11 protein-coding genes are annotated in these 11,214 nt (G+C 70.9%); 2 read left to right on the top strand and 9 right to left on the bottom strand.

Annotated features, from left to right (window positions below; all coding sequences use genetic code 11):
• Positions 1 to 597: 597 nt before the first annotated feature.
• The 6 genes from rdgB to ACTVAJ_RS10350 all read right to left on the bottom strand — a co-directional run bounded on the left by rdgB (position 598) and on the right by ACTVAJ_RS10350 (position 4,997).
• Entirely contained in the window at positions 598 to 1,203 is a 606-nt protein-coding gene (gene rdgB, locus ACTVAJ_RS10375) for an RdgB/HAM1 family non-canonical purine NTP pyrophosphatase (protein WP_470387891.1), read from the bottom strand.
• An 86-nt stretch (positions 1,204 to 1,289) separates the two neighbouring features.
• Positions 1,290 to 2,009, bottom strand: coding sequence for a ribonuclease PH (gene rph, locus ACTVAJ_RS10370; RefSeq protein WP_470387864.1), 720 nt, complete (start codon positions 2,007 to 2,009; stop codon positions 1,290 to 1,292).
• Positions 2,010 to 2,148: 139 nt separating this feature from the next.
• Complete coding sequence (locus tag ACTVAJ_RS10365) at positions 2,149 to 2,901, bottom strand: MBL fold metallo-hydrolase (protein ID WP_470387863.1); 753 nt, start codon at positions 2,899 to 2,901, stop codon at positions 2,149 to 2,151.
• A gap of 340 nt (positions 2,902 to 3,241) precedes the next feature.
• Positions 3,242 to 4,189 (bottom strand): PLP-dependent cysteine synthase family protein, encoded by a 948-nt coding sequence (locus ACTVAJ_RS10360; RefSeq protein WP_470387862.1) that lies wholly within the window; start codon positions 4,187 to 4,189, stop codon positions 3,242 to 3,244.
• A gap of 7 nt (positions 4,190 to 4,196) precedes the next feature.
• The gene (locus ACTVAJ_RS10355) at positions 4,197 to 4,475 is read right to left on the bottom strand and encodes a MoaD family protein (protein ID WP_470387861.1); all 279 of its coding nucleotides are present in this window, start codon (positions 4,473 to 4,475) and stop codon (positions 4,197 to 4,199) included.
• A 99-nt stretch (positions 4,476 to 4,574) separates the two neighbouring features.
• Positions 4,575 to 4,997 carry a M67 family metallopeptidase gene (locus ACTVAJ_RS10350; protein WP_470387860.1) on the bottom strand — a complete coding sequence of 141 codons (423 nt, stop codon included), beginning with the start codon at positions 4,995 to 4,997 and terminating at the stop codon, positions 4,575 to 4,577.
• Positions 4,998 to 5,129: 132 nt separating this feature from the next.
• Between ACTVAJ_RS10350 and ACTVAJ_RS10345 the strand changes: the two genes are divergently transcribed.
• Positions 5,130 to 6,431, top strand: a complete 1,302-nt coding sequence (locus ACTVAJ_RS10345; protein WP_470387859.1) for a nicotinate phosphoribosyltransferase — start codon at positions 5,130 to 5,132, stop codon at positions 6,429 to 6,431.
• A gap of 31 nt (positions 6,432 to 6,462) precedes the next feature.
• Positions 6,463 to 7,038 carry a nicotinamidase gene (locus ACTVAJ_RS10340; protein WP_470387858.1) on the top strand — a complete coding sequence of 192 codons (576 nt, stop codon included), beginning with the start codon at positions 6,463 to 6,465 and terminating at the stop codon, positions 7,036 to 7,038.
• 64 nt (positions 7,039 to 7,102) lie between these two features.
• On the opposite strand, the gene ACTVAJ_RS10335 is transcribed toward ACTVAJ_RS10340, so the two are convergent.
• The 3 genes from ACTVAJ_RS10335 to ACTVAJ_RS10325 form a co-directional block, all read right to left on the bottom strand.
• Positions 7,103 to 8,110 carry a tryptophan--tRNA ligase gene (locus ACTVAJ_RS10335; RefSeq protein ID WP_470387857.1) on the bottom strand — a complete coding sequence of 336 codons (1,008 nt, stop codon included), beginning with the start codon at positions 8,108 to 8,110 and terminating at the stop codon, positions 7,103 to 7,105.
• Between the two features lie 156 nt (positions 8,111 to 8,266).
• Positions 8,267 to 9,382, bottom strand: a complete 1,116-nt coding sequence (locus ACTVAJ_RS10330; RefSeq protein WP_470387856.1) for a zinc metalloprotease — start codon at positions 9,380 to 9,382, stop codon at positions 8,267 to 8,269.
• Positions 9,383 to 9,457: 75 nt separating this feature from the next.
• Positions 9,458 to 11,179 (bottom strand): DEAD/DEAH box helicase, encoded by a 1,722-nt coding sequence (locus ACTVAJ_RS10325; protein WP_470387855.1) that lies wholly within the window; start codon positions 11,177 to 11,179, stop codon positions 9,458 to 9,460.
• Between the last annotated feature and the right edge of the window lie 35 nt (positions 11,180 to 11,214).

Here is an 11,214-nt window from a genome sequence, read left to right as displayed (position 1 = left end):
TGTCCCGCCAAATCGGCGGTTTCGGATCAACCGAACGGGGTAAAGCGCCCGTTTTGCCTCATCCATCCGGATGATCGTATTCGACCATTCGGGCTGGTGAAGCTGCTCCCCGATCCTACCGGCATCGAGCGTGTGCTCTGACCGGTGCGATCGGGAGGAGGTCTGTGAGTCACGGCCCGGCTCCGAGTCGACTGATCGCCGCTCACCGTCCCGCGAAGACTTGGCGAGTCTAGACAATGGGCCCGGAAGCGTCAACTCCATCCGTTCGGTGGAGGGTAACCCCCACTTCACCGGATGTCCCGCGTCGATCGTCATCCTGGCGACCGGTCCACGGACTGGCGGCGCCTCCGGGCGAGTCGATCCTCTCGCGAGGACCGGCTGTCTGTGGCCTGAACCATGTCCAGGCAAGATCCATCCTCCCCCACCGACTCCAGGCTCAAACCCCCAGCTCCCAGATTCCTCACCGGAACCCTCCACCCCGGTGACGACACGGACGCGGGGCGGCCCAGAGAACCCGCAGCCCCTGTGCCACCCCGCGTCGGTGCACGCACCGCTCCCCCGCGCCCCGTCACCGGTCCGCCCGGGGAGGACGCCGCCTCAGATCATTCCGGCCAGCTCACGCGCCAGCTTCCCGAACGCGATCCCCCGATGGCTGATCGCGTTCTTCTCCTCCGGGGCCATCTCGGCCGTGGTCCTGGCGTGCCCCTCGGGGACGAACACCGGGTCGTAACCGAACCCGTTCTCCCCGCGCCGCTCCCGCAGGAGCCGACCGCGCAGCACGCCCTCGGCCACCACCTCGATACCGTCCGGCATCACCAGCGCCGCGGCGCACACGAACCGCGCCCCCCTGCGCTCGTCCGGGGTGTCGGCGAGCTGGTCGAGCACCAGGTCCAGGTTGGCCCGGTCCTGGTCACCGGCTCCGAACCGCCCCGACCACCGCGCCGAGAGCACCCCGGGCATGCCCTTGAGTTCGTCCACGCTCAGCCCGGAGTCGTCCGCCACCGCGGGAAGACCGGTGTGCGCGGCGATGGCGCGAGCCTTGAGCAGCGCGTTGCCGGTGAAGGTCGGTTCGGTCTCGGGGACCTCCGGAGCGTCCGGGAAGGAGTCGAGCGCCAGCACCCGGGCCTCGACGCCCGCCTCGGCCAGGATGGCCCGCATCTCCGGGACCTTCTTGGCGTTGCGGGTGGCCAGCACGATCCGCACCTCACCGCCTCCTCCGGGCACGCCCCCGATTCGCCCGCCGACACCGCCCCACGGCGAACCCGCGGGGTCGGCCGTGTTCGTCGTGGTCACTCCGCCAACGCCTTCTTCTGGATCGCACTCAGTTCCTCGCAGCCGCTGACCGCCAGGTCGAGCAGGGAGTCCAGGAGTTCCCGCTCGAAGGGGGCGCCCTCCGCGGTGCCCTGCACCTCGACGAACTTGCCCTCGCCCGTGACGACGACGTTCATGTCGGTCTGGGCGACCGAGTCCTCCAGGTAGTTCAGGTCCAGCCGGGGCTGGCCCTGCACCACGCCGACGCTCACGGCGGACAGTGAGCCGGTGAGCGGGTTGTTCTTCAGCTTGCGGCGCTTGCGCAGCCACTTCATCGCGTCGGCCAGCGCGACGTAGGCGCCGGTGATCGCGGCGGTCCGGGTCCCGCCGTCCGCCTGGAGGACGTCGCAGTCCAGGGTGATGGTGTGTTCGCCCATCGCCTTGAAGTCCACGACGGCCCGCAGGGAGCGGCCGATGAGCCGGGAGATCTCGTGCGTGCGACCGCCGATCTTGCCGCGGACGGACTCACGGGCGCCCCGGGTGTCGGTGGCGCGGGGGAGCATCGCGTACTCCGCGGTGACCCAGCCCTCGCCGGTCCCCCGGCGCCACCGGGGGACACCGTCCTCGACGGTGGCCGCGCACAGGACTCTGGTGTCGCCGAACTCGATGAGTGCGGAACCCTCCGCCTGGCGGAGCCAGTTGCGGGTGATGGTCACGGGTCGGAGTTGGGTCGGAACGCGTCCGTCAGGTCGAGCCATGGAAAGAGCGTATATCCGTGGAGTGTCCGTCCGCGCGGGAGTCGCGAACTGTCCGCCTCGGCGAAGGACGTGCCCTTCGCCACCCTTGCGCCGGCTTCGTTCCGTCGGCCGCGGGCGGGGCCGAACGCCTCCCCCGCACTCAGGCCCCGACGATGTGGGTCTCACCGCTGCGCGCCAACCCGATCGGGCCGTCGTAGGTGGACCGCGCCTCGGTGAGGGTGACCTCGTCGTCGTTCCACGGCACCAGGTGGGTGAGGAGCAGCTTCCGCGCACGGGCACGGCTGGCGTGCTCGCCCGCCTCGCTGCCGGTGAGGTGCATGTCCTTGGGGTGTTCCCGGTGGTCCTGGAAGGCCGACTCGCACAGGAACAGGTCGGTGTCGGCAGCGAGCTCGGTCAGGGAGTCGCAGGCCCCGGTGTCCCCGGAGTAGGTCAGGGTCCGGCCACCGTGTTCCAGCCGGATCCCGTACGCCTCCACGGGGTGGTTGACCGTGTCGACGCGGGCGGTGAACGGGCCGATTCCGAACGTGCCGACGGACAGTTCGCGGAAGTCGAAGGCCTCGGTCATGCCGGGGTCGGGGTCGAGCCCGTAGGCCTCGGCCATGCGCAGTGCCACGCCCTTGGGGCCGTACACGGGGATGCGCGGCTTGACGCCGCCGGGCGGGAACATGCGCGCGACCCAGTAGGAACACAGGTCGAAGCAGTGGTCGGCGTGCAGGTGGCTCAGGTACACCGCGTCCACGGAGTAGATGTCGACATGCCGCTGGAGCGCCCCCAGCGCTCCGTTGCCCATGTCGAGGAGCAGACGGAAACCCTCCGCCTCGACCAGGTAGCAGGAGGCCGGGCTGTCCGGCCCCGGGAAGCTCCCGGAGGACCCGATAATCGTGAGTCGCACGTCGTCGTCGCCTTCTCGATGGGCCGCGCGGCGTCCGTGGCGCCCTCGCCGTCTCTGTCGACGCCGGGCGCGGATGGCGGCTGGTTCTGCGGATGTCCCGTTGTTACGGGTGTACCCCAATGGCCGCCCGGGTGGTACAAAATGTGGCCCGCATCTCAGGCGACGTGCGTCACGTGTGAATTTTTCACACGACCTGACCAATTCTGTCCGGTTCGGCGGCCCGGCGGGAGCCTCCGGCGCGGTGGCCGCCGGACACGCGGAGGGCCGGTACCCCGTGCGGGGTACCGGCCCTCCCGACCGGCGCGCACCGGCGGCCGGGCGCGGTCACGGTGAACGGACCTCAGGCCCAGAGTTGGCCCTCCAACCGCTCCTCGGCCTCGTCGAGCGTTCCCTCGTAGGCACCGGTGGACAGGTACTTCCACCCGGCGTCGGCGATGACGAACGCGATGTCGGCGCGCTCCCCCGCCCGCTCGGCCTTGCGCGCCATCCCCAGGGCGGCGTGCAGGGCGCCGCCGGTGGAGATGCCCGCGAAGATGCCCTCCTGGTCCAGGAGTTCCCTGGTCCGTTTGAGCGCGGCGTCCGAGGGCACGGAGAAACGCGTGGTCAGCACCCGCTCGTCGTAGAGCTCGGGGATGAACCCCTCGTCCAGGTTGCGCAGGCCGTAGACCAGCTCGCCGTAGCGCGGCTCGGCCGCGACGACCTGTACGTCCGGCTTGTTCTCCCGCAGGTACCGGCCCACCCCCATGAGGGTCCCGGTGGTGCCCAGCCCCGCCACGAAGTGGGTGATCTCCGGCAGGTCCGCGAGGATCTCGGGGCCGGTGGTCTCGTAGTGGGCCCGGGCGTTGGCCGGGTTGCCGTACTGGTAGAGCATCACCCAGTCCGGGTTGGCCCTCGCCATCTCCTTGGCGACGCGCACGGCCTCGTTGGACCCGCCCGCGGCGTCGGAGAAGTGGACCTCGGCCCCCCACATGCTCAGCAGCTGCTTGCGCTCGGCCGAGGTGTTCTCCGGCATCACGCAGACCATGCGGTAGCCGCGCAGCTTGGCGACCATGGCCAGGGAGATCCCGGTGTTGCCCGACGTCGGCTCCAGGATGGTGCAGCCCGGGGAGAGCAGCCCGTCCTTCTCGGCCTGCTCGATCATGAAGAACGCGGCGCGGTCCTTGATCGAGCCGGTGGGGTTGCGGTCCTCCAGCTTCGCCCACAGCCGGACGTCCGGCGAGGGCGACAGGCGGGGCAGGCCGACGAGCGGCGTGCCGCCGAGGGAGTCGAGCAGGGAGTCGTAGCGCATGCCCGGCCTAGCGGCTACCGCCGGCCACGGCCGGCAGGATGGTCACGCTGTCGCCGTCGGACAGCTCGGACTCCAGTCCGCCGACGAAACGCACGTCCTCGTCGTTCAGGTACACGTTGACGAAGCGGCGGAGCTTGCCGTTGTCCACCAGCTTCTCACCGATGCCGGGGTAACGGCTGTCCAGGTCCTTGACGAGTGCTCCGAGGGTGTCGCCGGAGCCCTCGACGACCTTGGCGTCGCCGGTCAGGTTGCGCAGGATGGTGGGGATGCGGACCTCGATGGCCATGAAGGTGTCTCCGTTAGCGGTCGTTGTTGTGCGTTCATTGCCAACAGGGACCCGGCCGCTCCCATTCCGACCGGCGGCCCCGCTGGCGGGCCTGGGGGCCTACCGGTCCGCGTCGGCGCCGGTGACCTCCACCGGCTCCTCGGTGACCTGCCCGTCGACGATCCGGTAGGAGCGGAACTCGACGGTGTCGGACTCGCGTGTGGACACGAGCACGTAGTGGGCTCCGGGCTCGGATGCGTAGGAGATGTCGGTGCGCGAGGGGTAGGCCTCGGTGGCGGTGTGGGAGTGGTAGACCACGACGGGTTCCTCGTCGTTGTCGTCCATCTCACGCCAGACCTTCAGCTGTTCGAGGGAGTCGAACCGGTAGAAGGTCGGGGACCGCTCGGCGTTGATCATCTCAATGAACCGCTCGGGGCGGTCGGAGCCCTCGGGACCGGCCACGACACCGCACGCCTCGTCCGGGTGGTCACGGCGGGCGTGGGCGACGATCTGGTCGTAGATCGAGCGATCAATCCTCAGCATGCGTCCCAGGGTACCCAAACACCGTTCCCTACCAACCAGATGGGTATTGATGTTTCCGACCGTGTCCCGGACCGGCCCACCGCTGGTGGGGCGGCCTCCGTCCACCGTCCCGCAAGAACTAGGCTCGTGCGCATGAGCGAGGACAGCAGCAGCGCGCTGCTCACCGACCACTACGAACTGACGATGCTCCAGGGGGCCCTGCGCAGCGGAGCCGCCGGGCGCCGATCCGTGTTCGAGATGTTCGGGCGCCGGCTTCCGGAGGGGCGCCGGTACGGGGTCGTGGCCGGGACCGGGCGGTTCCTGGACCTGTTGGAACGGTTCCGCTTCGACACGGCCGAACTGGACTTCCTCTCCGACCGGGGCGTCGTGGACGAGCGGACCCTGAACTGGCTGGCCGACTACCGGTTCTCCGGGGACGTGTGGGGCTACGGCGAGGGCGAGGCCTACTTCCCCGGTTCCCCGATCCTCGTCGTGGAGGCGCCCTTCGGGGAGGCCGTCATCCTGGAGACCCTGGCGCTCTCGGTCTTCAACCACGACAGCGCGATCGCCTCGGCCGCCTCCCGCATGGTGGTCGCGGCGGGCGGCCGGCCCCTGATCGAGATGGGCTCGCGCCGCACGCACGAGCGGTCGGCGGTCGCGGCGGCGCGCGCCGCGTACCTGGCCGGGTTCGCCACCTCCTCCAACCTGGAGGCCGGACGCGCCTACGGGGTGCCGACCGGCGGCACCGCGGCGCACGCGTTCACCCTCCTGCACGACAGCGAGCGGCACGCCTTCCAGGCCCAACTGGACTCGATGGGCGCCGAGACCACACTGCTCGTCGACACCTTCGACGTGGGGCGGGCCGTACGCACCGCCGTGGAGCTGGCCGGGCCGAAGCTGGGCGCGGTACGGATCGACTCCGGCGACCTGGCCGCGGAGGCCGCCCGGGTCCGAGCGCAGCTGGACGCCCTGGGCGCGAACGAGACGCGGATCGTGGTCACCGGCGACCTGGACGAGCACTCCGTCCAGGCGCTGGCGGTGGCGCCGGTCGACGGCTACGGCGTGGGTACCGCCCTGGTCACCGGTTCGGGCGCGCCCACGGTCTCCCTCGTCTACAAGCTCGTGGCCCGGGCCCGCGACACGGCCCCGGAGGCTCCCCTGGAGCCGGTGGCCAAACGTTCGGTGGGCAAGCCGAGCCGGGGCGGCCGCAAGTGGGCGGTGCGCCGGTTGGACGACCGGGGTACGGCCGTGGGCGAGGAGGTCTACCCCCACGAGCCGACGGGAGGCAGGGGCACGCGTCCTCTGTTGCGTCCGCTGGTCGCCGGAGGCGAGGTGGTCGGGCACGAGAGCGTGCACGAGGCGCGCCAGCGGCACCGGGAGACCCTGGCGGAACTCCCCGAGGAGGCGCTGCGGATGTCGCGCGGCGACGTCGCGCTGCCCACGGTCTTCCACTAGGCGGGTCACGAGGGAAGAGAGGGAACCGACGATGAAGGCACTCATCGTGGTGGACGTGCAGAACGACTTCTGCGAGGGCGGCAGCCTGGCCGTGAGCGGCGGGGCCGGCATCGCGGCAGCGGTCACCGGATACGTGGACGCGCACGCCGACGAGTACGACTTCGTGGTGGCCACCCGGGACTGGCACGTCGACCCGGGTGCGCACTTCTCCGACGAACCGGACTACGTGCGCAGCTGGCCCAGGCACTGCGTCGCCGAGACTCCCGGAGCGGACTTCCATCCGGCGTTCGACACGGCCCGGGTGGACGTGGTCTTCGACAAGGGGCAGTACGCGGACGGCTACAGCGGGTTCGAGGGCACCGGGAGCGACGACGGCACGGCCCTGGCCGACTGGCTGCGCGGCCAGGGGGTGGACGAGGTGGACGTGGTGGGCATCGCGACGGACCACTGCGTGCGTGCCACGGCCCTGGACGCGGTCCGCGAGGGGCTGCGCACCCGGGTGCTGCTCGGGCTGACCGCCGGGGTCGCGCGACCGACGGTGGACGAGGCGCTGGCGCGGCTGCGCACGGCCGGTGTGGAGCTGGAGGGCGAGCCGGTGGTCGGCTGAGCGCGCTCCCCCCGGACGGACGGTGCGCGGCCCGGCGGGCAGGCCGCCGGGCCGCGCACCCGTGTCAGGCGGCGCCGATGGCCGTGCGCACCCTGTCGATCGTGGCGCGGGCCCGCACGCGGGCGCGTTCGGAGCCCTTGCGCAGGATCGTGTCGATCTCCTCCGGGTGGGCCATGAGCTCCTCGTAGCGCTCCCGCTTGGGGCTGATCTCGGCGTTGACCGCCTCGAACAGCTCGTTCTTGAGCTCACCCCAGCCCATACCGCCGGCCTGGAGGCGCTTGCGGACGTCGGCGACCGTGTCGGCGTCGGCGAAGTGCTGGAGCAGCTGGAAGGGCACGGAGCTGTCCGGGTCCTTGGGCTCCTCGACCGGTGTGGAGTCGGTGGGGATGCGCCGGATGACCTTCTTGAGCTTGTTCTCCGGCAGGAACAGCGGGATGTGGTTGTCGTAGGACTTGCTCATCTTGCGACCGTCGACGCCGGGCAGGATGCTCGCGTCGCTGTCGTCGATGACGCCCTTGGGGAGGGGGAAGGAGTAGGACTCGCCGAACCGGTGGTTGAAGTACCCGGCGATGTCGGCGGTGTACTCGATGTGCTGGGTCTGGTCGCGGCCGACGGGCACGTGGGTGCCCTCCATGACGAGGATGTCGGCGGCCATGAGGATGGGGTAGTTGAACAGCCCCATGTTGATCCCGGCGTCCAGGTCGGCGACCCCGGCCGCGACGTTGCGGTCGCGGGCGGCCTTGTAGGCGTGGGCGCGGTTCATCAGGCCCTTGGGGGTCAGGGCACTGAGGATGGTGGTGAGCTCGAAGGTCTCGGGGACGCGCGACTGCTGGTAGACGTGGGTCCGCTCGGGGTCGAGGCCGCACGCGAGCCAGGTGGCAGCGCCCGACCGGATGCTGTGCCGCAGTTCCTCCGCGTCCTTGACGGTGTTGAGCGCGTGGTAGTCCGCGATGAAGTAGTACGTGTCGTACTCGTGGGCCGCCGTGAGTGCGGGCTTGATCGCGCCGACGTAGTTGCCCAGGTGGAAGTCACCGGTGGGCTTGATCCCGGTCAGGTAGGTGTTCGCTGCCATGGCCCCAGCCTAGCGGCGCGCACCCGCACGCCTGGTTCGGATCACCGCCGCCGGTCGCCCGACCGGCGGCGACGGACGTGGCCCGGGTGCTTCGGGCCGGGGGCGGCCGTCCCGGTCCCGCTGTTCGGGCTCCGGGACGGCCGGGTCCGTCCGGTTCTAGTCGACGCTCGTCGTGACCTCGACCCTGCCGTCCGGGCCGACGGTGGCCCGCACGTCCACGGACGGCCGCTCCTGCGCGGCGGCCGCGAGTCGGGGATCGGCCTCCTCGTCGCCTCCGGAGCGGAAGGCCCTCCAGTGGTCGGCCATGCGCTCGCCCTGCCCCCGCGTGAAGTGGGTCATGCAGGCGTCCTCGGAGTAGTTCATGAAGTTCGTGACCGGGTCCTCCCCCGGGTCCCTGCGGCAGGTGTCCCGACCGCGGGGGCAGCCCGCGGCCGCCTCGCGCTCGAAGGCGGTGTCGTCCACGTAGTCGCCGGGCTCGTCGCAGCCGTTCTGGAACGTGTGGAACAGCCCCAGCCAGTGGCCGACCTCGTGGGTGGCGGTGTGCCCCTGGTTGAAGCGGTGGCGGTCGCCGCCGGGCAGGGTGTCGTAGGCGATCACCACACCGTCCCGGGTGGGCTTGGACTTCTGGTCCTGCGGGAAGGTGGAGAAACCGAGCAGTCCGCCGTCGAGCTTGGTCGTGTAGAGGTTGAGCGTGTCGGAGCCGCCCTGGTGGAGACGCTCGCGGATCTCGTCGCGCTGGCTGTTGAAGTCGCGGAACCATCCGTCGTTCACCGTGCGGTCGATCTCGCTCAGCCGGAAGCGGAAGCCGGTGTCGGCACCCTCTCCACCGAAGGCGTACCCGCCGCGGTAGGCCCGGTTGAGCACGTCGATCTGCCGCCGGACCTGCCAGTCTCCGACGTTCCCGCGCCCGTCGGACGCGGAGATGACGTGCACCACCACCGGGACGACCCGTGTCGGCTCGGCCTGCTGGCCGCGCAGTGGCCGCAGTGCCTCGTGCAACTGCCGCTCGTACTCGGCCGCCTGTGTCGGGGAGACGTCGCCGCCCTCGGGCAGGAGGGTGGACCGGCTCGGATCGGCCACCCGGGCGTCGATGGCCGACACGCACTCGTCGAGCCGGTTCACCGCCGCCGCCGTCGCGGTGTCGGCCCCGGCCGCCCCGGCGTCGGCGGGCCGGTACGCCGTACCCGCCATGACCCCCGCGAGGGCGACCCCGCACAACACCAGTCCTGACCACAGTGCGGTTCCGCCACCGCTGGAGCTTCGTCCCATCATCAAACGGACTGTAGCGACATCGTCACTTTTCGATGCCAGGACGTGCGCGAGCTTGCGAAGTGTTTGCCCGCCCCCCTACTTGCGCCCGACCGCCCAGGTACGGAGCTTGGCGATGCGTTCGCGGATCTGGGAGGGAGAGGCCTGGGCCACGGGCGGACCGCCGCAGGCCCGGCGCAGTTCGTTGTGGATGATCCCGTGGGGTTTGCCCGTGCGGTGGTGCCAGGCCCCGACCAGTCCGCTGAGCTCGCGCCGCAGCTCGGCGACGACCTCGTGGGTGGGCCCCTCGTCCGGCTCGCCCTCGGTCTTGCGCCTGGTCCTGACCTCGTTGGCCTTCAGGTCGGCCTTGCGCTTGCGCAGCAGCTGGGAGACCTGGTCGGGATCGAGCAGACCGGGGAGGCCGAGGAAGTCCTCCTCCTCGGTGGAACCGGGCACACTGCCGTACTCGGCGCCGTCGAAGAGCGCGCGGTCGAACTCCGCCGCCGACTCCATCGTCTCGAACGGCAGCTCCTCCCCCGCCTCCGGGGTGTCCCGCTTCTTGTTGGCCTCCTTCATCAGGTCCTGTTCCGGGTACTCCTCGTCCGAGGGCTGCCGGTCCAGGACGTGGTCGCGCTCACGCTCCATCTCCCCGGCGTACTCCAACAGGGTGGGGACCGAGGGCAGGAACACGGAGGCGACCTCGCCGCGCTTGCGCACGCGCACGAAGCGGCCGATGGCCTGGGCGAAGAACAGGGGGGTGCTCGTGGAGGTCGCGTACACGCCCACCATGAGGCGGGGCACGTCCACGCCCTCCGAGACCATGCGCACCGCGACCATCCACCGGTCGTCGCTCCCGGAGAAGCGGGAGATCTTCTTGGAGGCCGTCGGGTCGTCGGACAGGACCACGGTCGCGCCCTTGCCGGTGATCTGCCGCAGGATGCGCGAGTAGGCGCGGGCGTTCTCGTGGTCGCTGGCGATGACCAGGCCGCCCGCGTCCGGGTGCGTCTTGCGCACCTCGGTCAGGCGGCGGTCCGCGGCCTGCAGCACCTTCTTGATCCAGTCGCCCTTGGGGTCCAGGGCCGCCCGCCATGCCTGGGAGAGCGCGTCCTGGGTGAGCGGCTCGCCCAGGCGTGCGGCGAGTTCGTCGCCCGCGCGGGTGCGCCAGCGCATCTCCCCGGAGTAGGCCATGAAGATGACCGGGCGCACGACCCCGTCCTCCAACGCGGGGGCGTACCCGTAGCTGTAGTCCCACGAGCAGCGGCGCACCCCGTTCCCGTCCTGGACGTAGTCCACGAACGGGATCGGGTTGATGTCGGAGCGAAAGGGGGTTCCGGTCAGGGAGAGCCGCCGGGCGGCGGGGTCGAAGGCCTCCCGGACCGCGTCGCCCCAGGAGAGCGCGTCGCCGGCGTGGTGGACCTCGTCGAAGATGACGAGGGTCTTGCGCGCCTCGGTGCGGTTGCGGTGCAGCATCGGGTGCGCGGCGACCTGCGCGTAGGTGACCGCCGCGCCGATGTACTGACGACCCAGGGCGCCCTGGCCGTTGCGGAACTCGGGGTCGATGGGGATGCCGAACCGGGCGGCCGACTCGGCCCACTGCTTCTTCAGGTGCTCGGTCGGGCACACGATCGTGATCGAGCGGACCGCGTGCCGCCGGAGGAGTTCGCTCGCCAGGGTGAGGGCGAAGGTGGTCTTTCCCGCGCCGGGCGTCGCCACGGCCAGGAAGTCGCGTGGTTCCCGGCGGAAGTACTCCTCGAACGCTTCCCGCTGCCAGGCGCGAAGGCCGCGCAGGCGGTCCTCCGTGGTGGTCTGCGTCACCGTCATGCTGTCCGTCCCCCGTTACTCACCTGGTAGAGGTT

The sequence above is a fragment of the Nocardiopsis sp. KDC1DS13DA1 genome (assembly GCF_055632325.1).
Note: the sequence above shows the minus strand (reverse complement) of the source record. Positions and strands in the feature narration are given on the sequence as shown.